We start from the raw sequence: 26,202 nt of genomic DNA on the forward strand, positions 1-26,202 counted from the left end.
TGACGACGGTGTCGCTCACCGGGGTTGCCCGGTCTCACGCAGGTACTCGAGCGCGGCCGCGACGGTGCGTTCGGCGGCCGGCCATACCGACCGGTCCACGTCGGCGTAGACGATCGCCACCACCTCGGCCGCGGTTCGTGCTCCGGCTACCAGCGCAGAGCGCACCTCGTCCAAGCGCGCGTACCGGTGCTCCAGGTATCCGGAGACCACGCCGGCCGCGGCGGTTCGGACCGGCCCATGGGCGGGCAGCAGGGTCCACTCGTCGGTGAGCCGGTCCCGAAGCCGCTCGAGCGTTCTCAAGTAGTCGGCGAGCCGGCCGTCCGGATGGGCCACGACCGTCGTTCCCCGGCCGAGCACGGTGTCCCCGCTGAGCAGGCCTCTCCATGGGGCGAGCCCGGTTACCGCAGGCGGCCCCGACACCTCGAAACACACCGAGTCCGCAGTGTGTCCTGGCGTGTGCAGGACCCGCAGCTCCAGCTCCGGCACATCGATGAGGGCGTCGTCGTCGGCGAGAGGCGGGGCGTCGATGCACAGCTCGGGCTCGCGAGCCCGCACGGGTGCGCCCGTCAGCTGATGGAACCGGGCCGCACCTTCGCAATGGTCGAGGTGATGATGTGTCAGGAGGGTCAGCAGCACCGGCCCGAGCTCCGCCACCGTGGAGAGATGCTCGTCGAGCAACGGACCCGGGTCGACGACGACATTCCCGCCGACGGTGGCGAGCACATAGGTGTTGGTCCCGTCGAGCGTCATCGGCCCCGGATTGGCGGCGCGTACGGTCCGGCACCACGGTGGCAGCGCCGCCCCATGATCCTCGACGATCGACCGCGTCATGGCCCGGTCCGTCGTCGACGACCATGGGAAGGGGTAGGGTCGTCGCCGGGGTATCGCGGGTCGTCGGGAGGCAGGGAGTAGACGTGTTCGCCGTCGTCGATCCAGCCCGGCGTGATCGTGTCGATGCGCCGCTCCGCCCCGAGGACGGCCCCGGCCGAGGAGTATGCGGACAGCTCCTCCAGAACGGTCCAGGTCGGTAGCAGCATCAGCCACTCGCCCCGTACAGCGCGATCAAGCGCCTCCCGCGGAGCGATCCACGCCACCGCCGACGCCTCACCAGAGATGTCCTGCGGCTCCTGGTCACGCGGTGCAGCGGCCACGAAGAACCAGGTGTCGTACCGGCGCGTCTCGAATCGCGGCGTGATCCAATGGGCCCAGGGGCGCAGCGCCGACGCGTGGAGCCGTACGCCGGTCTCCTCCGTCGTCTCCCGGAGAGCGGCGTTCACGAAACCGGTAGCCGCCTGTGGTGTGGTGCCCAGCCGTCGAGCCCAGTGGTGCTGATCGAGGTCGGCCGGAGCGACCGTGTCCGCGGGATCGACACGTCCGCCCGGGAACGCCACCATCCCGCTGGCAAAGGCCATGCTCGTGTGCCTGCGCTGGGTGTACACCTCGAGGCCTTCGGCGCCGTCCCGCACCAGGACGACGGTGGAAGCCGGCCGGGCCGGTACCGGGGCGGTGCCCGTGGCGAGGAACGCCCGGGCGCGCTTACTGGCGTCGTCCGGCAGCCGGCCGCGATCGGTCAACGGACCTCGACCACCAACTCGATCTCCACCGGCGCGTCGAGTGGCAGCACAGCCACGCCGACCGCACTGCGAGCGTGCCGGCCGGCATCACCGAAGACCTTCCCGAGCAGTTCGCTCGCTCCGTTGACGACCTGTGCCTGCGCGGTGAAGCCGGGAGCGGACGCTACGAAGCCCACCACCTTCACGACACGGGTCACGGTGGACAGCTCGCCGACCTCAGCGCGGATCGCCGCTAGGCCGTTGAGCAGGCATTGCTGTGCGCAGTCGTATGCCTCCTCCGGGCTGACTTCCGCGCCGACCTTGCCGGTGCGGATCAGGTCTCCGTCGCGTAGGGGCAACTGTCCCGACGTGTAGACGTAGGATCCGGTGCGCAGCGCCGGGACGTAGGCCGCTATCGGCGCGGCCACCACGGGCAGTTCCATCCCCAGTTCGACCAGGCGCTTCTCGGGCGTGATCGCTTCATCGCTCATGGTGCGCTCCTGTTCAGGCGGCCTTGGGACGTTTGAAGTATGCGACCAGATTCTCCGGGTTGGCGCCCGGAACGATCTGGACGAGCTCCCAGCCGTCCTCGCCCCAGTTGTCGAGGATCTGCTTGGTCGCGTGGATAAGGACAGGTGCCGTTGCGTATTCCCACTTGGTCATGGCGCCGAGCCTACTGGCGTGCCATAGGGTGCGTCTCGCGGCTGCCCTAGTCAGATCTGGCGGCGTTGGTGCGACGACCGTCCGGCACCCCGGCGTCGTGGTCTGATCAGGTGCCCCACGGCGCGCCGCGGCCGTCGTGTTCGTCGAAGATCAGCCAGGTCCTGGTACTGCGAACCCCTGGAATCTCGTGGATGCGCTCGAGGACGACGTGCCGCAGTTCCGCGTTGTCCGGAGTGCGTACCAGGGTAAGCACGTCGAAATCTCCGCCGACCAGCGCGTAGTGCTCGACGAACGGCAGCGTGGCCAGCGCGTCTGCCACCTCGCGCCAGGTGTTCTGCTCGATGGAGAGCAGGACGTAGGCGCTGGTACCCAGACCGGCTCGCTCGGCCTCGATCTCGGCGGTGAAGCCGGTGATGACGCCATCGGCGAGGAGGCGGTTGATCCGGGCGTAGGCGTTGGCTCTGGACACGTGAACGCGGTCGGCGAGCGTCCGGATCGAAAGCCGGCCGTCTTGGCGGAGTTCAGCCAGGATCGACCGGTCGATGTCGTCCAGGGCGCTCGGCGATCTGTGCCCGGTGCGCCAATTGTGACGCGTGTCATGTTGAGATGTTCGGTCGCCCATGCCCGATCTCCTCAGCCGAATGTCGTCCATTCTGCGCGAATGGCGAGAAGCCCATCTCACCGAGCAGGCGAATTGAAGTCAAGGCCAGAGCAGTGTGTGATTTTCACCGCCTTCGCGGCCGGTTACGTCCCGGGATCGCCTCCGCGCGCTTCCAGCATGGGTCCGAGCCTTGCCGCGCGCGCCGTCTGACCTGATAACGCGTGCTCTCGGGCCAGTGCAAAGGAGCTGGCGTGGCCACTCGTAAACCCACAGATTCACAAGTTTGTGAAAGTACTGTAACTTCTCCGGTATGGAGTCGGCGGCGACCGAGCAATGGCGTGGTGAAAGGATTGCCGCGTGGATGCCTGGGGGGTAGCGGTCGTGCTCTCGTTCGGCGCGGCCCTGGTTCATGCCGTCGCGGCGGTTTTCCAGGAGCGCATGGTGAGCCGGTCGCGAGGGGCCATGCCGAGACGGCTTGGGACGCTTCGCGTGCTCTGGCTGCCCCAGTGGTGGTGGGCGGTCGTACTGACGGGTCTGGCCTCGTTGCTTCACGTCGCGGCACTGAAGTTCGGGCCGCTGACGGTTGTCCAGCCACTAGGCGCCCTGACTCTGGTCCTTGCCCTGTCCCTCTCAGCCGTGCTGGCCGGCCGGCGAGTCACTCGCACGGAATGGTGGGGCTTGGCGTTGACGGTGGCCGGGCTCGCTGCCCTTCTCCTCGTGACCTCGTCCGACGCGCCGAGCGTCACGCTCTCGCCGCGTCAGGTTTTGTGGGTCAGCCTGGCGACCTGCGTGATCATGGTCGGCTTGGTCGGATCGGCCACGCGCTCACGCAGGCTGGTGTCCCGCAGCCTGCTGCACGCCGCCGCGGCCGGGGTGGCTTTCGGTGCCGCGTCGGCCCTGGTGCAGACGGTGACGTTGCGCATGTCCGCCTCCGGATGGGGGGAGATGATCACACCGGCCGCGGCCGTCGTCGTCGTTCTGGCATTCGGCGGATTGCTCCTGGCTCAGGCTGCGTATCGGGCCGGGATCGGTGCGCCGCTGGCAACGCTGACCATCGTCAACCCGATCGTGGCCGCGGCGATCGGGCTCCGGCTGCTCGGCGAGCGCCTGGAAGGCGGGGTTGGCGGCGCGATCCTGGCCGTCATGGCGGCGGCGGTAGCTGCCACCGGCGTGACCCTCCTGGCCCGCGCCCGCCAGAAGACGAAGGCGCCCGCGCCCGAGCCGGCCCTCGTCGGCACGTAGTCCGTTGCCGGAGATATCAGCGTTGGGGGCCGTGCCGGACGATCTCGATGGCGCTGTCCGCGAGAGCCAGGCCGGCCTCCTCGTAGAGGTTGAAAACCGCATGAGCACCTTGCTCGCTGAGCCGGTCGATCTCCTCCGCACGGGTCACGATGGCCGCGATGATGCCAGGGAACTCCCGGTGGCGTAGCTGGTCCAGGGCGAACACGTTCCCGGCGTGATGTGGCATGGCAAGAAGCACCAGCTCGACCCGGCCGGAAAGCAGCAGCTTCTCCCAGAAGTCGGCGTCGGTGGCGTCGCCCTCGATGACGCTGTAACCGCGTGATCGCAGATCGGAGATCTTGGCCGGATCGGTGTCGATGCCCAGCACGGCCATGCCGTGCTGATCGGTGAGCCGATCGTAGGCTCCCTGACCCACCCGGCCCATCCCCAGGATCACCGTTCGGGCATCGCCCAGCACGATCGGCTGGTCGCTGGGGTGGAGATTGGCGGGATCGCGTTCCGGAAGCAGCCCGTCGGTGCGCCGGTGCAGGGACGCGCTACGTGCGTTGAGCAGTGCCGCCACGACGAAGCTCAATGCCACCGTCAACGAGAGCACCACCAGCCATTCGTCGTCCATCCACCCCAGCCCTGCCGCGAGCACGGCGACGATCAGGCCGAACTCGGAGTAGTTGCTCAAGCTGAGCGTGGCCAGCAACGACGTCCGGTAGCGGAGCCGGAAACCGGATAAGAGGAAGAGGAACACGATGCTCTTCAAGGGGACCAGCGCCACCAGGATCGCCGCCAGCGCCACCGATTCCCACGTAGGCAGGGCGGTCAGGCCGATGGAGACGAAGAACCCCACGAGGAACAGTTCCTTGATGTTGAACAGCGCTTTCGACAGCTCGTTCGCCGCGGGGTGGGAGGCGAGCAGCATGCCGGCGATCAAGGCACCGAGGTCACCTTTGATGCCCACCTGTTCGAAGAGGGCGTATCCGAGGACGAGAGCGAGGACGACGCCGTAGAGAATCTGCATCTCCCCGCGGCCCAGCCGAGCCAGGATTCCGCGCAGCACCGGTGCGGCCGGGATCAACAGCACCAGCCCGAGGGCCCAGGCGCTGGGCAACTCGCCCGTCGACGCGGTGAGGAACACCACCGCGAAGATGTCCTGCATGATGAGGATACCGATGGCTGTGCGGCCGTAGAGTGACCGGCTTTCGTTCCGCTCCTCCAGGATCTTCACCGCGAAAACGGTGCTGGAGAAGGACAGCGCGAAGGCGAGCACGGCGAACGTCTGCAGATTCGCCGTCTGCAGGAGGGCGATCCCAAGGATTTTCAAGACCGCAAGGAGGGCGGCGAATGTGACGGCCGAGGTGATCATGTGTAGCGACGCTGTTCCCCACACCTCGCGTCGCAGCAGGGTCCGAATGTTCAGCTTGAGGCCGATGGTGAACAGCAAGAGCGTGACGCCGAGGTCGGCGACCACCTCCAGTGCGGGGATGGACTCATAGTCCATGGCCTTGAGCGTGAAGCCTGCGGCGAGGAAACCGACGAGCGGCGGCAGGCGAAGCGCCATGGCGACGAGGCCGCCGAGGAAGGGTGCTAGCAGGTATACAGGCTCCACCGACGGTTCATCGCTCCTCAGCCGCGGGATTCACGACCTGAGATTACCGACCGGCGGGGCGGGGAGACGGCGGCGGGGCTCAGTCTTGGCCCGGCTCGGTGGCCGCGTCGTCCTGCTGCTCTAGCCAGCGGCGCCGATGTTCTCTCCAGCGCTCGATCAACAGCAGCAGGTCCTCGTTCATGAAGCGATAGAACTCCAGTGTCTCCTCGACTCGCCGCCCGCCTCGCCGGTCACGACCCAGCTGTGCGACGCCCTCGGCCATGACCTCTTCGTAGCGGTCCAGTACCGGCCGCCGTTGCAGCATGATGGCCGACCAGACGTCGTCGTCGTAGACTCGATAGTGATCTACCCGGCTGCCGGGATCACGCTCTTTGGCGAGCATGCCGGCCTGGACGAGCATCCGGACCGCCCCCGAGATGGCCGCGGGGCTCACCCGCAGTCCTTCGGCGAGCTCGCGGGCGCTGTAGCTCTCGGCGTCGTCGGCCAGCACATAGGCGAACACCCGCGCCGACATCCGGGGGAGACCTGCCTCATTCAGCAGCAGCGCGAACCGTTCGACGAAGCGCAGCACGGCATCGTCGTGAGCCGACGTGCTCTTCGGTGTGGTGCCGTACATGCGACGGGTTGGTGCGCCCTCATGAGACATCTCGACGGTAACCCCCACGTGCTTGTGCTCGCGTTCATGAAACTGCCTGACAGGCGTGTGATCGGCGTGCGACGACTTGTCGTCGCTCCCGTGCCGGCGGCGACGATCTGAGCCGATCACGGCTTCGCTGACCTTCATTGTCTCAGGAGCCGAGAATACCGCGATTCAGCTCTTTCACAAAAATATGAATCTTGTGTATTGTGTCCGGCATGACAACAGCGATCGATGTGGCCGGGGTGGTCAAGACCTTCGGTCAGACACGTGCCCTGAACGGCTTAAACTTGCAGGTGGCGACAGGTGAGGTGCATGGATTCCTCGGGCCGAACGGTGCGGGCAAGTCCACCACCATCCGGGTGCTGCTCGGCCTGCTTCGAGCTGACGCGGGCCGTGCAGTCCTTCTCGGCGGCGATCCCTGGGACGACGCGGTCGAGCTGCACAAGCGGCTGGCATACGTGCCGGGCGATGTCGATCTCTGGCCGAACCTCACCGGAGGCGAAGCCATCGACCTCCTGGCTCGTCTGCGCGGCGGACTCGACGAGCGGCGCCGCAAGGATCTGATCGAGCGGTTCGACCTCGACCCCACCAAGAAGGGCCGGACATACTCCAAGGGCAATCGCCAGAAGGTGGCGATCATCGCCGCTCTCGCCTCCGACGTGGAGCTGCTCATCATGGACGAGCCCACGGCGGGCCTGGACCCCCTCATGGAGACGGTCTTCCAGGACTTCATCGGCGAGGCGAGGAAAGAAGGCAAGACCGTCCTCCTGTCCAGCCACATCCTTGCGCAGGTGGAGAAGCTCTGCGACAAGATCAGCATCATCCGGCGAGGTGAGGTCGTCCAGAGCGGCACACTGGCGGAGATGCGAGCGCTAACCCGGACCACGGTCGAGGCCGAGACGAGCACCGATGCCACTGGCCTGGGGGAACTGCCCGGTGTGCACGGGCTGGAGCAGCTGGATGGCCGGGTGCGTTTCGCCGTGGACGGCGAGCACCTCGACGTGGCCGTGCGCAAGCTCGGCGAACTCGGTGTGCGCAGCCTCCAGGCACACCCGCCGACACTCGAGGAGCTCATGCTTCGCCACTACGGTGACGAACTCAAGGAGAACGGAAGTGAGACCGGTGCACAGGCTGCCGACCGTGCCGGCGCGCAGGACTCGGGGGTCTCCCGATGACCACAGCCACAGCAGCACCGGCGGCGCCGGAGGTGAGCTCGGGCCGCGGCAAGACCCTCGCCGGCACCGGCACCATGGTCCGGTTCATGCTGCGTCGCGACCGGATCCGGATCCCGGTGTGGATCGCTGCCCTGGGGATCAGCTCGATCTCGACCTTGAGCAGCTTCGAGACGACGTATCCGACGGCGGCTGACCGGGAGTCGGCGGCCGAGATGCTCGAGCTCCCGGCCATGGTGGCCATGGTGGGGAGGAACTACGCACCAGATAACTACACGTTCGGCGCCATGGTCGGCCACCAGATGTTCATCATGGTGGCTGCGGTCTTCGCGCTGATGAGCGTCTTGCTCTTCGTCCGGCACACCCGCGCGGAAGAAGAGGCCGGCCGGAGTGAGCTGATCCGCTCCAGCGTCCTCGGCCGCCACGCCCAGATGACAGCGGCGATCATCGTCGTCGTCGGGACAAACCTGCTCGCCGGCCTGTTCACGGCCGTGGGCCTGGGGAGTTCCGAACTCGAAGGCGTGACGATGGAGAGTGCGTTCCTGTACGGGACGAGCCTGGCGCTTGTGGGCAGCACCTTCGTCGGCATCGCGGCGGTGACCGCACAGATCACCGAGTACGGGCGAGGTGCCTCCGGAATGGCGCTCGCCGCCTTGGGCCTGGCGTACGTCGTGCGTGCGGTGGGCGACGTCGCCGACAACGGCCTGTCCTGGCTTTCCCCGTTGTATTGGGGGTTCACCACCAGATCGTTCTCCGAAGGTCAACGGTGGTGGCCGCTGCTCCTGCTCGTCGGGCTTACGGTGGTGCTCATCGCGCTGGCCGTGAACCTGAGCACGCGGCGCGACGTGGGTGCGGGCCTCCGCCCTTCACGCCTGGGCTCCCCGACAGCGTCCCATGCCCTCAGCACGCCGCTGGGACTGGCCGTCCGGCTGCAGCGGGGCAGCATCATCGGCTGGGGTGTGGCGATGATCGTCTTCGGTATCGCCTACGGATCGGTGCTCGACGGCGCCGAGGAGATGTTCGCCCAGATCTCGGCGCTGGAGGACATGATTCCGGACATCGAGGGTGCGGGCCTGGTCGAGTCGTGGGTGTCGAACCTCATGAGCTTCCTCGCCATGATCGTCTCCATCTTCGCGATACTCGCGGTGCTGCGACTGCGCACCGAGGAGGTCGGTCGCCGGGCCGAACCGGTGCTCTCAACGGCCGTCTCGCGGCAGCAGTGGGTCGGCAGCCACCTCACGGTCGCCTTCGGCGGCAGCGCGGTGGTGATGCTTCTGGCCGGGGCGAGCTTCGGTCTCTCCGGTGCCATCGTCACGGAGGACGGTGGGTTGTTCGGCCGGATTCTCGGCGCCACGGCAGCTCAGATCCCGGCCGTCTGGGTAGCCGCCGGCCTGGCCGTCGCGCTGTTCGGCCTGATCCCGCGGTTCATCAATGTCGCCTGGATCATCCCGGTGTATGGCGTTGTCGTGGTCTACATGGGCGGACTGTTCGGGCTCGACCCGTGGACACGCAACCTCTCCCCGTCAGGCCACGTGCCCGAGCTGCCCGCGGCAGACTTCGAGGCGCTGCCCCTGGCGATACTCCTCGTCATCGCCGCAGCCTTGACGTGGTTGGGGCTCGCCGGATTCAAGCGACGTGATCTTACGACGACGTGAACGGGCATATCGACAGCTTGTAGGGGAAGATAGGCGGCGTGACTGTTACAGAAGAGAGCCCCGGCCCGGTGCTGGAGGAGGTTTCTCCGGCACCGGGTCGCCCGCCATCCTCGGCATGGAGGCGCGTGCTCAGCCACGTCCGAACGCCGCGTCGGCCAGCTCTGATCGCGGAGTTGCTTCTGGTCGGTGTCACGTACATCGTGTATTCGCTCATTCGCAATTCCGTGCCGGAGCAGGCCGGAGAGGCGATGCGGCGCGGCCTGGAGCTGTGGCGCTTTCAGCAGGGCATCAACGTCGATGCCGAGCTCTGGATCAACCACACCGTCAACGGCGTCCAGTGGCTCGTCGTCCCGATGAACTATTTCTATGCGGTCATGCACTTCCTCGTCACCGGTGCCGTCCTGGTGTGGCTCTACTGGCGGCACCCGGGGCGGTACAGCCCGGCGCGGACTGTTCTGGCCATCACGACGGTGCTGGCCCTGATCGGCTACTACCTCTTCCCGCTGGCACCGCCCCGGCTCCTTCCCGGTGAGGGCTTCGTCGACACCCTTCGGGTCCACGAGACGTGGGGCTCATTGACCTCCGGTGACCTGCAGGCACTGTCCAATCAGTATGCGGCGATGCCGTCCATGCACGCCGGCTGGTCGCTGTGGTGCGGCATCTTCATCGTGATCTTCGCGCGACGACGCTGGATCCAGACGCTGGGGGTGTTGTACCCGCTGGCCACGCTCGTGGTCATCATGGCCACGGCCAACCACTTCGTCCTGGATGCCGTGGGCGGATGGGCCACGCTCGGTATCGGCTTCCTCCTGCAGCGGCTCCTTCACGGCAGGCTGCCCCACGGCTTCGCCCGTGAGGTGCCCGCACTTACGTAGGCTTTCGGGTATGGGCGACTGGGAAGGCGTGCGGCTGCACGTGGTCACCGGCAAGGGCGGAACCGGCAAGACCACGGTGGCCTCGGCGCTGGCGCTGGCGCTGGCCGGCGGAGGACGCAAAGTCTTGCTGGCCGAGGTCGAGGAACGTCAGGGCCTGGCCCAGCTGTTCGACGTGGCGCCGCTGACGTATGCGGAGCGGCGAATCGCTCCCGCAAGCGGGGGCGGCGAGGTCTACGGACTGGCTATCGACGCTCGTGAGGCGATGTACGAGTACCTGGCCATGTTCTACCGGCTGGGACGGGCCGGCCGAGCCCTGGACCGGGTGGGCTTCGTCGACTTCGCCACCACCATCGCGCCCGGGCTGCGGGACGTGCTGCTGACCGGGAAGACGTATGAGGCCGCACGCCGCAAGGACGCACGCGGCGAGCTCGTCTACGACGCCGTGGTGCTGGATGCTCCGCCCACGGGCCGCATCACCCGCTTCCTGGACGTCAACACGTCGGTTTCATCGCTCGCGAGGGTGGGGCCGATCCACCGCCAGGCCAACTCGATCACCACGCTGGTGCACAGCCCGTTGACCGCGGTGCACGTGGTGGCGCTACTCGAGGAGATGCCCGTGCAAGAGACCGTGGACGCCGTGGCCGAGCTGCGCGCGGCCAAGATCCCGCTGGGTGCCGTGATCGTGAACCAGGTTCGGGAGGCGCACCTGGCGGGTCGCGAGCGAACCGCGGCACGGAGCGGCAAGCTGGACCGGGACATGATCGCCGAGGGTCTCAAGGCAGCGGCGTTGCCCTTCTCCAACGTGCTCGTCGACCAGCTGTGCACCGAAGCGGCCGGACATGCTCGCCGGCTCGAGTCCGAGCGGAGGGCACGGCAGGAACTGGCCGCCCTTGACCGGCCCATGTACACGCTGCCGCGCGTACCCGGCGGAATAGATCCCACGGCCGTATACGAGTTCGCGGAGACGTTGACCGAGCAGGGCGCTTCGTGACCGCACATCATCCCCCGCGGCGGCGGGCGCGCCTCGACGTCGACCGGCTTCTCGACGACCCGCGCACCCATGTGATCGTCTGCTGTGGCTCAGGTGGGGTGGGAAAGACGACGACGGCGGCCGCTATGGCTCTCAGGGCCGCTGAGCGCGGCCGCAAGGCCGTAGTGCTGACGATCGATCCGGCCCGCCGGCTGGCACAGTCGATGGGCCTCGCCGAGCTCGACAACACGCCGCGTCCGGTGCGTGGCGTCGACTCCTCCCAGGGTGGCGGGCTCGACGCCATGATGCTCGACATGAAGCGGACGTTCGACGAGGTGGTGGAGGCACACACCACGCCGGACCGGGCCAGGCAGATCCTGGCCAACCCGTTCTATCAGGCGCTCTCCTCCTCGTTCGCCGGAACGCAGGAGTACATGGCCATGGAGAAGCTCGGCCAGTTGCGGCAGCGCGGACAGTGGGACCTCATCGTCGTCGACACACCGCCCTCCAGATCGGCGCTCGACTTCCTCGACGCCCCGGAACGGCTGGGCTCATTCCTCGACGGCCGGCTCATCCGGCTTCTCGGCGGGCCGGCCAGAGCCGGTGGCAAGGCTTACCGGAAGGTCTTCCAGGCCGGCTTCAACGTCGTAACGGGCACACTCACGAAGGTGCTCGGCGGTGACCTCCTGCGCGACGTCCAGACCTTCGTCAACGCACTGGACACGATGTTCGGGGGGTTCCGGGAACGCGCCGACCAGACATACGCCCTGCTGAAGCGACCCGAGACGGCGTTCGTGGTCGTGGCGGTACCGGAACAGGACGCGCTACGGGAGGCGTCGTACTTCGTCGACAGGCTGTCGGAGGACGCGATGCCGCTGGCGGGACTGGTGCTGAACCGGGTGCACCACGCCAGCGGCGGCATCAGTGAGGAGCAGGCCATCGCCGGAGCGGAACGGCTGGAGGAGGCCGGAGAACACCACCTCACCGCCTCCTTGCTCCGGCTGCACGCTGAACGGCTGGAGTCCGCGGCGCGGGACCAGCGCAGCGGGGATCGCTTCGTGGCGGCCCACCCGGAGGTGCCGGTGACGCATGCCGCCGCCCTGGCCGATGATGTTCACGACCTCGCCGGCCTGCGTCAGATCGGCGATCTGATGGCGACACCGACCTGAGGAGCCGACATCATGCTGCAACTGATCGACCTTGTCAGACCTCGTATTTCCCACACGGGCCGCTAGGACTATGAGACCCGGATGGCGCACGGTGGCGGCACTCAGCGTTCTGAGCGCCGCCACGCTGTGTGCCTGCAGCTTGACAGAATCCGCGCTCGACGAGGCGACATCGAGCGCACGGTGGTCAGCGTCGAGTCTCCAGGCGAATCTGTCCGACGTTGCGCCACGCGGGCACGCGGAGATCAAGGACCACATAGAACGCCACAACCGCGCAGATCAGTCAATCCGGTACGGCGACTATCTGGAGATCAATCCGAAAACCGGCGCCGTCGATGCCGTGGTCCCTTCCCGCACCCAAACCGGCGGCGGGTTGTTCGCAGAAGACGAGACTGTCGTGCTCTGCGTCACATTCCTCATCAACCTGGCCGCAGGTGAGGTTTCGATTGTCGACACCGCATGCCCAGATGAAATACGCGACCCCGGCTACGATAATCCTGGCGAGTACGATGTCGGCAGTGCTACTGAAGTGACCCTCGAGGACGAATGATCGGACGGCCACGGCCTCGGCAGTGTCGGTTGATCAGCTAGTGCGTCAGTCCCAGCCGCCGTTGTCGTCATCGTCATCGTCGTCGTTGTTCCCGTTGTTTCCGTTGTCCCCGCCGTTGTTGTCGTTAGGCAGCCGTGGCTCCCGATCCTCCGGGATCCGGAACCTGTTGTCGTCGTCATCATCGTCGTCGTCATCGTTCTGGCCAGGCGGGACGCCGTTGCTGACGGATAGGCGGATGGTGGTTCCGGACGGGGCCTGCGAGCCTGCACCAGGGTTAGTGCGGACGACGCGGCCCTCCGGTAAGTCCGATTGGATCCGCTCCGCCACGGTCGCCGAAAAACCCTCGTCCTGCAGGGTGCTGATCGCTTGGTCGGAACTCATTCCCCGCACGTCGGGAACGGTGAGCGAGATGCCCTGGATGACGCTGCCGTCGGGCTTCTTGAAGTCCTTCTTCGGCTCGTCGTCGAGGACGTCGTCCATGAACTGCTTCCACACCGGGCCGGGCAGGCAGCCACCACAGGCGTTGGCGACGACTTCGCCGTTGAAGCTCATGCCGTGGAGGCTTCGGAGCTGCCCGCCGTTGTCGGGGTCGCCGTCGACGTCGGCCACGGACACTGCGGTGGCCAGCTGAGGCGTGTATCCGACGAACCAGACGGCGATGGCGTCATTGGTGGTGCCGGTCTTGCCTGCCGCGCGGCGGCCGTCGTCGAGCTGCATCCGGCCACCGGTGCCGCCAGAGTTGTGGATGACACCTTCAAGCACGGAGTTGATTGCGTCGGCCACCGGCTTCTCCAGGACCCGTTCGCAGTTTGGTTCGGTGCGGTCGACCAGAACGTCGCCGTTCTTGTCCTTGACCCTCAGCACCGCCGTCGGCTCACAGTGCCGGCCCCGGTTGGCGAAGGTCCCGTATGCCTGGGCCATGCCGAGCGGCGAGGTTTCGTTGGTCCCGAGGACCATCGCGGGCATCACTTCGTAGTCTTTGCCGTCCGCTCGCCCCGCCCCCATCGCCTCGGCCAGCATGGCAGGCTCACACAGACCCGTTTGCACGGCGAGCTGAGCATAGTAGGTGTTGACGGAACCCTCCGTGGCCTCCGGCAGGTTGATGTTTCCGCGGGGGCCGTCGTAGTTCTTCGGTTCCCAGGGGGCCGAGACCGGGTACGGGCCGTCACAGTCCCGGAACTGGTTCTGCGGGATGCTGATCTGCGCTGGTGAGCTGAACCTGGTGTTCAGGCTGATGCCCTGGTTGATGGCCGCAGCCAGGAACCACGCCTTGGCGGCTGAGCCGGGCTGCATACCCACGCTGCCGCCCATGTTCCTGTTGACGGCGTAGTTGATGTTGCTGACGCCTTCGCCTTCGACGCCGTACTTGCGCGAGTTGGCGAGTGCCTTGATGTGCCCGGTCTCGGGCTCCACCGAGGCCAGGGAGCCGACGGCCGTGTCGGTGGGCGCCACCCTCTCCGAGACCGCCTTGTCGGCCGCCTTCTGGACGTCGCGGTCGAGCGTGGTCTCGATGGTCAGCCCGCCGTTGTACAGCGCGTGCTCGCGCTCCTCGGGTGTGTCGCCGAGCTCCTCCATCTGGCGGATCTCGTTGACCACGTAGTCGCAGAAAAACCCGGCGGAGGAGTCGACGCAGCCGTTGGAGATACTGGTGGGATCCAGGTTCAGGTCCGTCTGCCGCGCCTCGGCAGCATCAGCCTCGCTGATCTTCCCCGTTTCGGCCATCCGGCCCAGCACCACGTTGCGGCGCCCCAGTGCGGCCTCCGGGTTGCGGTTGGGATCGTACTGGTTCGGGCTCTGCACGATTCCGGCCAGCATGGCGGCCTGCGTGACCGTCAGCTTCTCCGCACTGGTGGAGAAGTAGGTGCGGGCCGCGGCCTCGACCCCGTACGCCCGGGAGCCGAAGTAGGCGATGTTGAGATAGCGCTCGAGGATCTCCTCCTTGGAGTACTCCTGCTCCACACTGATGGCCATCCGGAGCTCGTCGAGCTTGCGCTTGTAACCGTCGATGCCCTCGCTGGCCAGTACGCTGGCGCGCTCCTCGGAGGACTCCGCCTGGGAGAGTCGCACCTGCTTGACGTACTGCTGGGTGAGCGTGGAGCCACCGCCCTGGGTCTCACCGGCCTCGACGTTGCGGGCCAGGGCTCGCAGTGTGCCCTGGAAGTCGATGGGCCCGCGCTCGAAGAAGCGGTCGTCTTCGATGGCGAGGATGGCGTCGACCATGTTCTCGGAGATCTTGTCCAGCTCGACGTAGTGACGGTTCTCGTCGAAGAACCGCGCCAGGATCTTGCCGTCGGCATCCCGGATGCGCGACGTCTCGGACAGCTCGCCGGGTTCGAAGTCGAGCTCCATCTCCCGGAACCAGTCAGAGCTCTCCCGTGCGCCAAGGCCCAGCGCGCCCACCACCGGCAACGCGAGGCCGGCCATGAGGATGCCGCACAGGGCACTGACACCGATGACAAGGAAGATTCTGCGGATGTTGGACACCACGGCAGCTGGACTGAACCCCATGTCAGAAAGAGTAGTCGTTGATCGTGCTATCACAAACCGCGCCCGGGCGCGCACTCGATATCACACCGGGGGGCTATCGCGCAATGGTCCAACCGAATGACCGCAATCGGTGCGATCAGGGTCTAGCCGTGACTATGATCTTTGCATAGGGTCATACCTAGCAAGTAAAGGTGGCGAGTGGTTGGGCACTTGCCCAGATCACGGGGGTGGTTCTGGATGACACTGGTGAAGGATTGGATGAGCGAGGCGGCGTGCCGAAGCACGGAGCCGGACGAGCTCTTCGTTCCAGGGGCCGCGCAGAACAGGGCGAAGGCGGTGTGCTTCGGATGCCCGGTGCGCACCGAGTGTCTCGCTGACGCGCTCGACAACCGGACGGAGTTCGGTATCTGGGGCGGCATGACGGAGCGAGAGCGGCGGGCGTTGCTGCGTCGTCGTCCCAACATCGACTCGTGGCGAGCGCTTCTCGACGAAGCGCGTAACCGCTACGAAGACATGAGCGTCGCCGGCTGAGCGTAGTGAGTCCCCGCTCCCGGCGAGGGAGCGGGACCACTCAGCTGAATCGGCGCGCGTTTTGGATCATCGCCGTCGTCCCGGGCGGGTGTCGCCAGGCTCACCGTGGCGGGCGTCCGCGTCGGCGTCGCTCAGCCGGGCATCCGGTTCCCTCGGGCGAGCGTCCGTTTCCGTCGCGCGTGCGTCCGCTCCACGATGCCGCGGGTCGGCGTCGTCGCCGCGCGGCCTGTGGTCGCGCTCGTCGGAGTGGGCCTCGTGCCGGCCGTGCCGATGCTCATCGATCGCAGCCGTCTCGGTGACGGCCACCGTCGGGCTTGCCATCCCGCCCCCGATCAGGCCTCCGACACCTGCAGCGATCAAACCGATCAACAGCGAGAGGAACGTCGCCCACAGGGTTCCCGCTCCGAGCTCAGGCAGCGGCGTGGTGAACGTGTCGAACAACCGCAGCGACTGGGGGATCGAGAACGCGGTCGCGACGACGAGAATCAGCCCCCAGACGAGCACGCCGTGCATCAGGCCGGTTCCCGCGCCGGGTGTGCCGGAAAGACCGCCGGCGATGATCCCGGCTACAAGCAGCGCGACCACCGCGGTTGCGAACGCGAACCAGTGCAGGTTGTCCGCTATGGCGTCGACGTTCCCGCCCTCGCCCCACGCGACCCAGAGAGATGACAGCAGAATCATCAGCGCGAACCCGATGACGGCTCCCGCCAGGACCGCACTCCAGCGTACGAGGCTAGGTCCGATCAAGGGCTCTCTGATTGCCATGTCGATCACGCTCCTTCGAAGTTCGCCAGAGCTGATGGAGGCGCAATACCCGTCCAAAATACGAACAAACGGGGACGTTACGGGATCTTAATTGGCTGTCACGACTGGCGATCATGCGAACATATGTTCTACAGTCCCGATATGCGGGGGATGGAGGATCGGGAGCGACCACCACATCTCAAACACGAACAGGCCATACTCAACCATCACTGGCCCAGCCGGCCGCGTGACTATGCGCTGCATGAACCAGGGATCGCGGTCCGGGTACGGCTCATCTGGGAACGTGACGGGGAGCAGTTCATCGAGGGTGTGGCCCGCCGGTGGGATGCCGACCACGTGTATGTGGAGCTCAAAGACACCAGAAGTCAGGCCAACGGCGTCTGGCTGAAGCCGCAGGACGTCTACCGCCGCTCACCGGACTAGTGGAAAAGCTCGGCCATCATCCGGATCACCGGCCAGGCGCCCTCCGAGCTGTTGCCGAGCACGCTGACGGTGGTCGACGTCTCAGGGTCGTGGGTGGACCGGAACGAGGCGCCCGCGTCGTAGCCCTCGATCACGATGGCCCGTCCCGTGCGGTGCAGCCAGAAGCCCATGCCGTATCGCAGATCCTCCGCGGGCACGTCGTGGCGGGGCTGGATCATGGTCGCGACGGTTGCACGCGACACGATGCGGCCGGACATCAACGCCTGCCAGAACCGATGCAGGTCTGCTGCGGATGTGTAGATGCCGCCGTCGCCGTTGCCGAGGACGGGAAGGTGGAGCAAGTTCGACCGATCACCCTCGGCATACAGGTAACCGAGCGCTGCATCGGCAGGCAACTCGTCGGAGCGGAGGAATCCGGTGCCGGCCAGGCCGGCCCGCTCGCACACGTCACGCTCGACGAGCTCATGGAACGGGCGGCCGGCGGCGCGTTCGGCGATGAGCGCCAGGACGACGTATCCACCGTTGCAGTAAGCGAAGCGCTCACCCGGGGTGAAGGACTGCGGATACCCGTCGATAACGGGAACGAACGCCTCGGTGCTGTCCAGCCGGTGTACCGGCACCGGCAGCACGTAGTCTTCGACTTCCCAGTCGGATTCTTCGTCGAGGTAATCGCCGATGCCCGAGGTGTGGGTGAGGAGATGTTCGACGGTGACCTCGTCGTCGATGAGTGGCAGATCGTCGGCGAGGAATCGCCGCACGCGGTCGTCAAGGCCGATGACGTCGTCCTCGACGAGTCGCATCACGGCGAGCGCGGTGAATGCCTTGCTGCCGCTCGCTATCGCAAAGCGAGTGTCGACGGATATCGGGATCCGGTGTGCCCGATGGGCGAAACCGTACGCCCGATCGAAGACTCGCCGGCCATCGACATCGACGGCGACGACTCCGGTGAACGAGTCCTCCGCGGCGGCGGCCGCCAGCGCGTCCTCATCGATCAGCTCATAGCCGGACAATATCTACCTCGCAGTCACGATCTACGCCACTTCGCTGACATGGAACAAGCGAAGGACCCCGACGATGCCGGAATCCTTCATTGACGTGCGAGAATAGCTGGTCGGGGTGACAGGATTTGAACCTGCGACCTCTTCGTCCCGAACGAAGCGCGCTACCAAGCTGCGCCACACCCCGAAACCTGCCGAGTCAGCATATCTGAGAAGGCCGCCGTTCCTGAAATCGGACCGGAAGCGCGCGATCCGGCCCTGCTCCAGGCGGTGGACTCAGCCCTCGACCAGGGTCAGCAACGTTGCCTCAGGGGCGCAGGCGAAGCGCGCCGGTGCGTAGGGGGACGTGCCGAGGCCGGCCGAGACATGCATCCAGGCAGCGCCTGGGCCGCCCTCCGCCGGATGCCGGGACACGCCCTTGACCCGGGCCGGATCGAGATCACAGTTGGTCACGAGTGCGCCGTAGCCCGGGACGCAGAGCTGACCACCGTGCGTGTGCCCGGCCAGCAGGAGCCGGTAGCCGTCGTCGCTCATGGCGTCCAGCACACGCAGATACGGTGCGTGTGAGACCCCGACGGTGAGATCGGCGTCGCCGTCGGCTGTTCCTTCCGGATAGCGATCGCGGCGCAGGTGGGGATCGTCGACGCCGACGAAAGCGAGACGCCGGCCGTCCACGGTGAGCTTGCCGTGGCTGTTGGTCAGGTTCAGCCAGCCGGCGTCGGTGAAGGCGTCGCGTAGCTCTGTCCACGGCAGATCTGGCGCCTGGGGCCGGGCGACGGTGCCCTTCACCGGGAGGAGGTACGAGACGGGGTTCTTCGGCTGCGGGCCGTAATAGTCGTTGGAGCCGAAAACGAAGACTCCGGGCGTGGCGAGCAACGGCTCCAAGGCGTGCAGAACCGCCGGGACGGCCGCGCGGTGAGCCAGATTGTCCCCCGTGTTGACGACGACGTCCGGGTCGAGCGCCGCGAGCCGCCGGACCCACTCGATCTTGCGCGACTGGTGGGGCGTGAGATGCAGATCCGAGATGTGCAGCACCCGCAACGGCCTGCTGCCCGGTGCCAGGACCGGGACGTCGAAACGACGCAGGCGAAAGGCGCGCACCTCATAGCCGGCGGCGTAGGCCAGCCCCCCTGCCGCTAGTCCGGCGAGGCCAAGAGCTGTTCGTTTGGCGAATCCCACTCGCCAAGATTGCCACATGGACCGCGAGATCTTCGCATCCTCATTGTCGATCGATGAAGGTTACGGTCGGCTGACACGGCAGACTATGACGCATGGCTTCTCTCAAAGATCGAATCAAAAGTGATTTGACCGACGCGATGCGCGCCCGCGACGACGTCCGCAAGGGCACGTTGCGGATGGTTCTCTCCGCCATCGGCACCGCGGAGGTCGCCGGACAGTCCGCGAAGGAACTCAGCGATGACGAGATCACGGCCGTCCTGACCCGCGAGCTCAAGCGTCGCAGGGAGGCGGCCGAGGCGTTCCGTTCCGGTGGCCGGGCGGACAGCGCCGACCAGGAGGAAGCTGAAGCGGCCATCATCGCCGAGTACCTTCCGACGCCTCTGTCCGACGCGGAGCTGGCCGACTTGGTCGATCAGGCAGTGGCCGAGGCGGGCGCCGAATCGCCCCGTGACATGGGCAAGGTGATGAAGGTGCTGCAGCCGAAAGTGGCCGGCCGGGCTGAGGGACGCGTCGTCGCCGATGCCGTCAAGGCGCGCCTGAGCTGACGCATCGTTGCGTCCTGCAGAGCGAGGGCCCAGGGCCACGCTTTGCAGGACGCAACGAAACGGCTGCGGTCAGCTGGCGGTGGTCATCTCGGCGGCGACGAGCTCGGCGATCTGGGCGGTGTTCAGAGCGGCGCCCTTGCGCAGGTTGTCGCCGCAGACGAACAGCTCCAGCGAATGCGGGTCATCCAGCGAGCGGCGGACCCTCCCCACCCAGGTGGGGTCGGTGCCCACCACGTCAGCCGGAGTGGGGAACTCGCCACGCGACGGGTCGTCGTACAACACCACGCCGGGAGCGTCACGGAGAATCTCCCACGCCTGCTCGGTGGTGACCTCCCGGGCGAACGTCGCGTGCATAGAGACCGAGTGGGTGGTGACGACCGGGACACGTACGCACGTGGCGGAGACCTTGAGATCGGGAAGGTCCAGGATTTTGCGAGACTCGTTTCGGATCTTCAGCTCTTCCGAACTCCAGCCGTCGTCCTTCAGCGATCCAGCCCAGGGCACGACGTTCAGCGCCAGGGGCGCGGGGAACGGTCCCAGATCATCGCCCACGACCCGGCGTACATCGCCGGGCTGCGATCCGACGTCGCGGTTGCCCGCCACCTTGCTCAGCTGATCGTGCAGGGTGTCGATACCGGCCTGCCCCGCGCCGGAGGCAGCCTGGTACGAGGAGGCGAAAAGCTGAGTCAGCTCGAGCTCGGCGTGCAGCGCGCCGAGCACCACGATCATGGACAGCGTGGTGCAGTTCGGGTTGGCGATGATCCCCTTCGGGCGCGTGCGGGCCGCGCGTGCGTTCACCTCGGGGACCACCAGCGGGACGTCCGGATCCATCCGGAACGCGCCGGAATTGTCCACAGCGACAGCTCCGCGACTGGCCGCCACCGGGGCCCACTCGGCGGAGACTTCGTCCGGCACGTCGAACATCGCGACGTCCACACCGTCGAAGACCTCCGGTGACAGCGCCAGGACCTCGACCTCTTCACCCCTGACTGGAAGCTTGCGGCCAGCCGAGCGCGGCGACGCGATGAGCCTGATCTCACCCCAGACGTTCTGCCGGGTGGACAGGATCTGCCGCATGACAGTGCCGACTGCGCCCGTGGCACCGACGATGGCGAGAGTGGGCAGACGTGTATCGGTCATCGTCCGGTACCTCCATAGACGACGGCCTCGACCTCTTCGGCATCGAGGTCGAAGGCACGATGGATGGCCCCCACGGCAGTATCGACATCTTCCCCTCGCACGACCACCGATATGCGAATTTCAGAGGTAGAAATCATTTCGATGTTGACGCCCGCTTCGGCGAGCGAGCCGAAGAACTTGGCGCTGACTCCCGGGTGGCTACGCATTCCAGCACCGATCAGCGATACCTTGCCGACGCCGTCGTCGTAGCGCAGGGCCTCGAAGCCGACCCTGGCCTGGATTCCGGTCAGTGCCTCCATACCGGCTGGACCATCGGTTGCCGGAAGGGTGAACGAGATGTCCGTGCGGTTGGTGTCGGCCGCCGACACGTTCTGCACGATCATGTCGATGTTCACGCCGGCGTCGGCGATGGCGTGGAAGATCGCCGCTGCCTCGCCGACCTTGTCGGGCACACCGACAACCGTGATCTTCGCCTCGCTTCGGTCGTGCGCGACGCCGGAGATGATCGGCTGCTCCATGTCGGATTGGTCACTTCCTTCGGTCTTGTCAGACACCCATGTCCCGGCCAGCGTGGAGAAGCTGGAGCGGACGTGGATGGGGATGCCGTATCGGCGGGCATACTCCACACAGCGTAGGTGCAGGACTTTCGTCCCGCACGCGGCCATCTCGAGCGTCTCCTCGTAGCTGATCGACGGGATACGCCGGGCGGCTGGCACGATTCGCGGGTCAGCGGTGAAGATGCCGTCGACGTCGGTGTAGATCTCGCAGACATCGGCGCCGAGGGCGGCCGCCAGCGCGACGGCCGTGGTGTCCGAGCCGCCGCGACCGAGCGTGGTGATGTCCTTGCTGTTCTGGCTGACGCCCTGGAACCCCGCGACGATGGCGATGGCGCCGCCGTCGAGGGCCTGCCGGATGCGACCCGGCGTGACGTCGATGATGCGGGCCTTGCCGTGTACCGAGTCGGTGATCACGCCGGCCTGGCTCCCGGTGAACGATCGGGCTTCGTGCCCGAGGTCACTGATGGCCATGGCCAGGACGGCCATCGAGATCCGTTCGCCAGCCGTCAGCAGCATGTCCAGCTCACGTCCGGACGGGACGGGCGAGACCTCTTTGGCCAGGTCGAGTAGCTCGTCGGTGGTATCACCCATAGCCGAGACCACGACCACCACTTCGTGGCCGGCTTTCTTGGTATCGACGATTCGCCGCGCCACTCTCTTGATGGCCGCGGCGTCGGAGACGGAAGATCCGCCGTACTTCTGGACGACCAGGCCCACGGCGCACTCCTTGCGTAAACGTATTTCGTGCCAAGGCAGTCTATGCGAGCTTGCCGCCTGACCGGTGAGTGTCCAGATCGCGGAATGATCGTCCGACAGGAGGGACGCCCGGACGTCTAGCTGTCGACCTCCGCGAGCAAGGACTGCTCGGCCGCTCCGGTGGCGTCGTTGCGCTCATGGTCGAGCCGGGTGTGGGCGATCAGTGAATGCAGGGCACGGAGCGCCGCACCGCAGCTGGATCCCCACGAGGACAGGTAGGAGAACTGCCACCACCACAGCGCCTCGACCGTCCGGCCCGCGCGGAAGTGAGAGAGCCCATGTAGGAGATCCGCCGCGATGCTGGCCAGATCGTCCGAGAGCCGGAAGGCGGTGACCCCGCGGTTGGGGTCGACTGGATCGACGACCTCGACATAGGCATCCACCGGATCCAGCAGCTTGGCGAGGCGCTCGCGGAGCTCGTCGACGTCGGCATCCGGTCCCGTGTCCGGCTCGAACCGATCCTGCGGGACGAGGTCGTTGATGGCACCGAGACGGCCACCGGCCAAGGAGAGCTGGCTGACCTCGAGGAGCAGCAACGACAGTGAGCTGGCTGGATCTGCGCCGCGGGCGATCTCCCGGAGCGCCAGCAGGAAACTCTCGATCTGGTCCGCGATCTCGACGCCGAACTCGGCGTATTCCTCGGCGGACGTGGTTATCTGGTCAGACATCTAGGAGCCTCCTACCCTCGAACGCACGGCCCAGCGTGACCTCATCGGCATACTCCAGGTCCCCGCCAACCGGCAATCCACTCGCCAAGCGTGTCACACGCAATCCCATGGGCTTCACCAGGCGGGCGAGATAGGTGGCCGTGGCCTCGCCCTCAAGGTTCGGATCAGTGGCGATGATGAGCTCCGTAATGGTTCCGTCGGCCAGCCGGGTCATCAGCTCCTTGACACGCAGCTCGTCCGGACCCACACCCTCGATAGGGCTGATGGCGCCACCGAGCACGTGGTAGCGGCCCCGGAACTCGCGGGTACGTTCGATGGCGACGACATCCTTGGATTCCTCGACCACGCAGACGATCGACGGATCCCGGCGCGGGTCACGGCAGATCTGGCACTGTTCGGCCTCCGCGACGTTTCCGCACACGGCGCAGAACCGGACCTTCTCCTTGACCTCCAGCAGGGAGGTGGCGAGGCGGCGGACGTCGTCCGGATCAGCGGCGAGGATGTGGAATGCGATCCGCTGGGCGCTCTTGGGGCCGACACCCGGCAGCCGCCCCAGTTCGTCGATCAGGCCTTGGACGACGCCTTCGTACATGCTCGTGCTCCGTGTCTATGCGCGGTGGCCGGGCGGCGAGTCGGCATCGCCGGGCTCGTCGGCGGACGACGCGGACCCTTCGATCAGCGGTCCACCGGGCGTGCCACCACCCAGCAGTCCTTCGACGTTGGCGTTGATGGAGCCGAGCTGCTGGCTGGCCAGCCGCTGTACCTCGGCCTGTGCGTCACGAACAGCCGCGACCACCAGGTCGCCCAGCGTCTCTGTGTCTTCCGGATCCACGGCTGCCGGGTCGATCCGCATCCCGACCAGCTCACCGCCGCCGGTCATGGTGGCCTGGACCAGGCCGCCCCCGGCGCTGCCGGTGACCTCGCTATCGGCCAGATCTTGCTGCGCGGACATCAGCTCTTCTTGCATCCGCTGGGCCTGCTGCAGCAGCTGGCCCATGTCGAAACCTTCCGAACCACCAGACGGAAACACGGCGGCAACTCCCTCGAGACGGGCGACGTAGAACCTCGAGCCTACGGCACGCGGACGACACGGCGAGCTTGTGCTCCACGGCGTTTGCGTCAGGTGTTGTCCGACTCCGAGATGACGGTGGCTCCCAAGGTACGGGCCAGGAGTTCCTGTTCGGACTCACCGAACATGTCGAGATCGTCGTCATCGAGATCCGCGCCGTGGTCGGCGGAGGCAGATGCGCCTGTCGCGCCGGGCTGCTCCTGGCGCTGTGGGGGACGGCTGCGCTGCTGGATGGCGGCCTTGGCCGCAGCCGCGCGCCCGGCTTGCGCAGGTGGCGCCGGCTGTGCCGCCACAGGCACTGGTGTGGCTGAAGCCGCTTGCGGTTCAGGGGCGTTGTTCTGGGTGGTTGCCGCTCCTGGGGTCGCCTCCGCGGCCGGTGCGGCGGGACGAGCCGGAGCCGCCTCCCAGCTGCTCGACCGGGTGTCCGGAGGGACGTCGGCAGTTCCGGCGCGGGACCCGCCGCCGGTGAACCCTGACGAACCGCCCGTCCCGGCTGCCGCGGCGGCGGGATCGGCGGACGGATCGACGATCGCCTCGATGCGGAGTTCGATGAAGAGGACTTCCTTGATCGCCTGCCTCAGGTAGGACTGGAAGTCCTCCCGGCGGGCGAACGTGTCCCGCAACGTCGGCTGGCGGAAGGCCAGGGTGAGCACGCCGTCGGCGACGTCGGCGACAGCCGATTCCTGGGAGATCAGGCTCCATGGCGTGCGCTTGATCTCCCGGAGCCGGGTCAAGACCTCTGGCCACATGCGCCGGACGTCGGCGACTCCGGCGCCCGCGGGAACCGACCCGGGTGACACCGGCTGGCTGCTCCCGGCCGGTTCGGCCACTGGTGCGGCCGGGGTGGCGGGCGAGGTGGACTGGGGCGCCGGCTCGGCCGGTGGCTGTGGTTCTGGCGGCGGAATCGGCTCCCGGGGCCGGGACGGCTCCGTGGGCGGAACTGGCTCTTGCGGTCGCGGGGGCTCAGCAGGCGGAACCGGCTCACGCGGCCGCGAGGGCTCCGCGGGTGGGACCGGCCCTCCTGGTCGGGCGGGCTCGGGAGGCGGTACCGGCTCGGTGGGCTGCGGCGGCTGCAACGGCGGCAGCGGTTCGGAGGGGGGCGCCGTCTCCATGGGCGGCGTCGGCCGAGACGCCGGTGCCGCTTGCCCGGGCGGAGAGAACGCCGGTGCGTGGGCATCACCCGGCGCGCTGGCGGGAGCTGGTGCCGTGGCGCCTCCCAGCCTTCGCTCAAGCCGGTCCAGGCGTGCCTGGACACCGGAGACGGCGTCGTCGGCGCCGGGAAGCAGCAGCCGGGCACAGACGAGCTCGAGCTGCAGCCGGGTAGGTGTTGCACCCTTCATGGCTGTGATGCCCTCATCGACCACGTTGGCCAGCCGGATGAGATCGAACGGGCCGAACCGGGCCGCCTGGGTGGTCATCCGCTCTGCCTGTTCTTCCGCGGCGTCGATCAAGCCGTGGGTGGCGGCATCGGGTGCGGCCCGCACCACGACCAGGTCCCGGAAGCGTTCCAGGAGATCGGTCAGGAAACGGCGCGGGTCGTGGCCGGAGTCCATGACCCGGTCCACCGCGGCGAACATGGTGGAGCCGTCGTTGTTGGCGATCGCCTCGACCACGTCGTCCAGCAGCGCCGCGTCGGTGAAGCCGAGCAGCTCGACGGCGAGCTGGTACGTGACGCCCTCCTCGCCGGCGCCGGCAATCAGTTGTCCGAGCACCGACTGCGAGTCCCGTGCCGACCCGGCTCCGGCGCGAGCCACCAGCGCGAGCGCCCCCGGCTCGATCGGGACGCCCTCCTGCTCACAGATCCAGGCAAGGTTCTGCTGGAGAACCTTGCTGGGAATCAGCCGGAACGGATAGTGGTGCGTCCGGGACCGGATGGTACCGAGGATCTTGTCCGGCGCCGTGGTGGCGAAGATGAACTTCAGGTGGGCGGGCGGCTCTTCGATGAGCTTAAGCAGCGCGTTGGCGGCCCCCGGACCTAGCTGATGCGCCTCGTCGATGACGTAGATCTTGAATCGGGACGACACCGGTGCGAAGTGGGCCTTCTCTCGCAGCTCACGGGCGTCGTCGACCAGGCCGTGGGTGGCGGCGTCGAGCTCGACGACATCGACACTGCCAGGACCGTTGGGGGCCAGGCTCACACACGACTGGCACGCACCACACGGCTTCGGTGTGGGCCCCTGCTCGCAGTTGAGCGAGCGAGCGAGAATCCGGGCCGACGACGTCTTGCCGCAGCCGCGAGGGCCGGAGAAGAGGTACGCGTGATGGATGCGGTCGTTCTCCAGGGCCCGCATCAGCGGTACTGTCACATGTTCCTGCCCGACGACGTCAGCGAACTGACTCGGCCGGTAGGTGCGGTACAAAGCGAGGGACGACACCCTGGGAACCCTAGCCCCTGAC

The 26,202-nt window shown here is 67.0% G+C and carries 27 protein-coding genes and 1 tRNA gene; 10 read left to right on the forward strand and 18 right to left on the reverse strand.

Translation table 11 applies throughout. The annotated features are described in order from the left end of the window. Positions 1 to 15: 15 nt before the first annotated feature. From G1H11_RS10890 to G1H11_RS10910, 5 genes are all read right to left on the reverse strand, one after another. Complete coding sequence (locus tag G1H11_RS10890; protein WP_163818591.1) at positions 16 to 831, reverse strand: MBL fold metallo-hydrolase; 816 nt, start codon at positions 829 to 831, stop codon at positions 16 to 18. After that, positions 828 to 1,574 (reverse strand): NUDIX hydrolase, encoded by a 747-nt coding sequence (locus G1H11_RS10895; protein ID WP_163818592.1) that lies wholly within the window; start codon positions 1,572 to 1,574, stop codon positions 828 to 830. Before G1H11_RS10895 ends, G1H11_RS10890 begins: the two co-directional genes overlap by 4 nt. Continuing rightward, positions 1,571 to 2,044, reverse strand: coding sequence for a RidA family protein (locus G1H11_RS10900; RefSeq protein ID WP_163818593.1), 474 nt, complete (start codon positions 2,042 to 2,044; stop codon positions 1,571 to 1,573). The genes G1H11_RS10895 and G1H11_RS10900 overlap by 4 nt, the downstream gene beginning before the upstream one ends. 13 nt (positions 2,045 to 2,057) lie before the next feature. Beyond that, positions 2,058 to 2,216, reverse strand: a complete 159-nt coding sequence (gene sp36, locus G1H11_RS10905; protein ID WP_163818594.1) for a Sp36 family protein — start codon at positions 2,214 to 2,216, stop codon at positions 2,058 to 2,060. Between the two features lie 106 nt (positions 2,217 to 2,322). Then, on the reverse strand, positions 2,323 to 2,838 hold the full coding sequence (locus G1H11_RS10910; protein WP_163818595.1) for an Lrp/AsnC family transcriptional regulator: 516 nt from the start codon (positions 2,836 to 2,838) through the stop codon (positions 2,323 to 2,325). A 336-nt stretch (positions 2,839 to 3,174) separates the two neighbouring features. Between G1H11_RS10910 and G1H11_RS10915 the strand changes: the two genes are divergently transcribed. After that, positions 3,175 to 4,059: a DMT family transporter gene (locus tag G1H11_RS10915; protein WP_163818596.1), complete on the forward strand. Its 885-nt coding sequence runs from the start codon at positions 3,175 to 3,177 to the stop codon at positions 4,057 to 4,059. Between the two features lie 16 nt (positions 4,060 to 4,075). On the opposite strand, the gene G1H11_RS10920 is transcribed toward G1H11_RS10915, so the two are convergent. Together G1H11_RS10920 and G1H11_RS10925 are read right to left on the reverse strand one after the other, a co-directional pair. Further along, a complete protein-coding gene (locus G1H11_RS10920) occupies positions 4,076 to 5,659 on the reverse strand; it encodes a cation:proton antiporter domain-containing protein (protein ID WP_163818597.1) in 1,584 nt (527 codons plus the stop codon). A gap of 79 nt (positions 5,660 to 5,738) precedes the next feature. Then, positions 5,739 to 6,443 (reverse strand): GbsR/MarR family transcriptional regulator, encoded by a 705-nt coding sequence (locus tag G1H11_RS10925; protein WP_216843657.1) that lies wholly within the window; start codon positions 6,441 to 6,443, stop codon positions 5,739 to 5,741. Between the two features lie 71 nt (positions 6,444 to 6,514). On the opposite strand from G1H11_RS10925, the gene G1H11_RS10930 reads away from it, so the two are divergent. From G1H11_RS10930 to G1H11_RS10955, 6 genes are all read left to right on the forward strand, one after another. Next, the gene (locus tag G1H11_RS10930; RefSeq protein WP_163818598.1) at positions 6,515 to 7,474 is read left to right on the forward strand and encodes an ABC transporter ATP-binding protein; all 960 of its coding nucleotides are present in this window, start codon (positions 6,515 to 6,517) and stop codon (positions 7,472 to 7,474) included. After that, positions 7,471 to 9,126 (forward strand): ABC transporter permease, encoded by a 1,656-nt coding sequence (locus G1H11_RS10935; protein ID WP_163818599.1) that lies wholly within the window; start codon positions 7,471 to 7,473, stop codon positions 9,124 to 9,126. The genes G1H11_RS10930 and G1H11_RS10935 overlap by 4 nt, the downstream gene beginning before the upstream one ends. A 125-nt stretch (positions 9,127 to 9,251) precedes the next feature. After that, entirely contained in the window at positions 9,252 to 10,001 is a 750-nt protein-coding gene (locus G1H11_RS10940; RefSeq protein ID WP_216843658.1) for a phosphatase PAP2 family protein, read from the forward strand. Between the two features lie 10 nt (positions 10,002 to 10,011). After that, positions 10,012 to 10,992, forward strand: coding sequence for an ATPase BagA (bagA, locus tag G1H11_RS10945; protein WP_163818600.1), 981 nt, complete (start codon positions 10,012 to 10,014; stop codon positions 10,990 to 10,992). Then, on the forward strand, positions 10,989 to 12,140 hold the full coding sequence (bagB, locus tag G1H11_RS10950) for an ArsA family ATPase (protein WP_216843659.1): 1,152 nt from the start codon (positions 10,989 to 10,991) through the stop codon (positions 12,138 to 12,140). Before bagA ends, bagB begins: the two co-directional genes overlap by 4 nt. A 91-nt stretch (positions 12,141 to 12,231) precedes the next feature. Then, positions 12,232 to 12,687 carry a hypothetical protein gene (locus G1H11_RS10955; protein ID WP_163818601.1) on the forward strand — a complete coding sequence of 152 codons (456 nt, stop codon included), beginning with the start codon at positions 12,232 to 12,234 and terminating at the stop codon, positions 12,685 to 12,687. 45 nt (positions 12,688 to 12,732) lie between these two features. Here the strand turns inward: G1H11_RS10955 and G1H11_RS10960 are convergent, their stop codons facing one another. Beyond that, positions 12,733 to 15,195, reverse strand: a complete 2,463-nt coding sequence (locus tag G1H11_RS10960; protein ID WP_163818602.1) for a transglycosylase domain-containing protein — start codon at positions 15,193 to 15,195, stop codon at positions 12,733 to 12,735. A gap of 216 nt (positions 15,196 to 15,411) precedes the next feature. On the opposite strand from G1H11_RS10960, the gene G1H11_RS10965 reads away from it, so the two are divergent. Next, the gene (locus G1H11_RS10965) at positions 15,412 to 15,705 is read left to right on the forward strand and encodes a WhiB family transcriptional regulator (protein WP_163818603.1); all 294 of its coding nucleotides are present in this window, start codon (positions 15,412 to 15,414) and stop codon (positions 15,703 to 15,705) included. Positions 15,706 to 15,771: 66 nt separating this feature from the next. Here G1H11_RS10965 and G1H11_RS10970 read toward each other — a convergent pair whose 3' ends face one another. Then, positions 15,772 to 16,470, reverse strand: coding sequence for a YrzE family protein (locus G1H11_RS10970; RefSeq protein WP_163818604.1), 699 nt, complete (start codon positions 16,468 to 16,470; stop codon positions 15,772 to 15,774). A gap of 141 nt (positions 16,471 to 16,611) precedes the next feature. On the opposite strand from G1H11_RS10970, the gene G1H11_RS10975 reads away from it, so the two are divergent. Continuing rightward, a complete protein-coding gene (locus tag G1H11_RS10975) occupies positions 16,612 to 16,893 on the forward strand; it encodes a hypothetical protein (RefSeq protein ID WP_163818605.1) in 282 nt (93 codons plus the stop codon). Here G1H11_RS10975 and G1H11_RS10980 read toward each other — a convergent pair. The 3 genes from G1H11_RS10980 to G1H11_RS10990 all read right to left on the reverse strand — a co-directional run bounded on the left by G1H11_RS10980 (position 16,890) and on the right by G1H11_RS10990 (position 19,088). After that, the gene (locus tag G1H11_RS10980) at positions 16,890 to 17,903 is read right to left on the reverse strand and encodes a serine hydrolase domain-containing protein (protein WP_216843660.1); all 1,014 of its coding nucleotides are present in this window, start codon (positions 17,901 to 17,903) and stop codon (positions 16,890 to 16,892) included. The two genes, G1H11_RS10975 and G1H11_RS10980, sit on opposite strands and share 4 nt — an antisense overlap. 98 nt (positions 17,904 to 18,001) lie before the next feature. Next, positions 18,002 to 18,078, reverse strand: a tRNA-Pro gene (locus G1H11_RS10985). A gap of 89 nt (positions 18,079 to 18,167) precedes the next feature. After that, on the reverse strand, positions 18,168 to 19,088 hold the full coding sequence (locus tag G1H11_RS10990; protein ID WP_163818606.1) for a metallophosphoesterase: 921 nt from the start codon (positions 19,086 to 19,088) through the stop codon (positions 18,168 to 18,170). A gap of 74 nt (positions 19,089 to 19,162) precedes the next feature. Here G1H11_RS10990 and G1H11_RS10995 point away from each other — a divergent pair, with 74 nt between their 5' ends. After that, positions 19,163 to 19,615 carry a GatB/YqeY domain-containing protein gene (locus G1H11_RS10995; RefSeq protein ID WP_163818607.1) on the forward strand — a complete coding sequence of 151 codons (453 nt, stop codon included), beginning with the start codon at positions 19,163 to 19,165 and terminating at the stop codon, positions 19,613 to 19,615. A gap of 69 nt (positions 19,616 to 19,684) precedes the next feature. Here the strand turns inward: G1H11_RS10995 and G1H11_RS11000 are convergent, their stop codons facing one another. The 6 genes from G1H11_RS11000 to G1H11_RS11025 all read right to left on the reverse strand — a co-directional run bounded on the left by G1H11_RS11000 (position 19,685) and on the right by G1H11_RS11025 (position 26,180). Beyond that, positions 19,685 to 20,755, reverse strand: coding sequence for an aspartate-semialdehyde dehydrogenase (locus tag G1H11_RS11000; protein WP_163818608.1), 1,071 nt, complete (start codon positions 20,753 to 20,755; stop codon positions 19,685 to 19,687). Continuing rightward, positions 20,752 to 22,029 (reverse strand): aspartate kinase, encoded by a 1,278-nt coding sequence (locus G1H11_RS11005; protein ID WP_163818609.1) that lies wholly within the window; start codon positions 22,027 to 22,029, stop codon positions 20,752 to 20,754. Before G1H11_RS11005 ends, G1H11_RS11000 begins: the two co-directional genes overlap by 4 nt. Before the next feature lie 116 nt (positions 22,030 to 22,145). After that, positions 22,146 to 22,736, reverse strand: coding sequence for a DUF5063 domain-containing protein (locus tag G1H11_RS11010; RefSeq protein ID WP_163818610.1), 591 nt, complete (start codon positions 22,734 to 22,736; stop codon positions 22,146 to 22,148). After that, on the reverse strand, positions 22,729 to 23,328 hold the full coding sequence (gene recR, locus G1H11_RS11015) for a recombination mediator RecR (RefSeq protein WP_163818611.1): 600 nt from the start codon (positions 23,326 to 23,328) through the stop codon (positions 22,729 to 22,731). Before recR ends, G1H11_RS11010 begins: the two co-directional genes overlap by 8 nt. A gap of 15 nt (positions 23,329 to 23,343) precedes the next feature. After that, the gene (locus tag G1H11_RS11020; protein WP_163818612.1) at positions 23,344 to 23,733 is read right to left on the reverse strand and encodes a YbaB/EbfC family nucleoid-associated protein; all 390 of its coding nucleotides are present in this window, start codon (positions 23,731 to 23,733) and stop codon (positions 23,344 to 23,346) included. A 122-nt stretch (positions 23,734 to 23,855) separates the two neighbouring features. Then, positions 23,856 to 26,180, reverse strand: coding sequence for a DNA polymerase III subunit gamma and tau (locus tag G1H11_RS11025; RefSeq protein ID WP_163818613.1), 2,325 nt, complete (start codon positions 26,178 to 26,180; stop codon positions 23,856 to 23,858). Between the last annotated feature and the right edge of the window lie 22 nt (positions 26,181 to 26,202).

It is taken from the genome of Phytoactinopolyspora alkaliphila, assembly GCF_010550695.1.
GTDB lineage: Bacteria > Actinomycetota > Actinomycetes > Jiangellales > Jiangellaceae > Phytoactinopolyspora > Phytoactinopolyspora alkaliphila.